Annotated in this window: 1 protein-coding gene; it reads right to left on the bottom strand. The window is 64.4% G+C overall.

The annotated features are described in order from the left end of the window. Positions 1–331: ATP-binding cassette domain-containing protein (locus U5A58_RS40595; protein WP_321965473.1), on the bottom strand; the 331-nt coding region annotated here is incomplete at both ends.

Below are 331 nucleotides of genomic sequence, written 5' to 3'. Positions count from 1 at the left end.
TGCGATTTCCAGACGGCGCTGGTGGCCGTACGAGAGATTGCGCGACGTGTAGTCCGCGTACTGCGCGATGCCCACGTATTCGAGCAGTTCGATCGCGCGTTCCTTGATCTCGCGTTCTTCCTGACGCTCCGACGGCGTCTGGAACACCGCGCCGAGCAGCCCGTGCTTCGTCCGCACGTGGCGGCCGACCATCACGTTTTCGAGCGCGGTCATGCCGCCGAACAGGCGAATGTTCTGGAACGTACGCGCAATGCCGGCCTGCGCCACCTGATAGACGGCGGTCGGCGTATAGGCCGTGCCGTCGAGCTTGAACTCGCCCGAATCAGGCGTG

This window comes from Paraburkholderia sp. J7, assembly GCF_905220155.1.
Taxonomy (GTDB): domain Bacteria; phylum Pseudomonadota; class Gammaproteobacteria; order Burkholderiales; family Burkholderiaceae; genus Paraburkholderia.
This window is presented reverse-complemented; position numbering and strand designations above follow the sequence as displayed.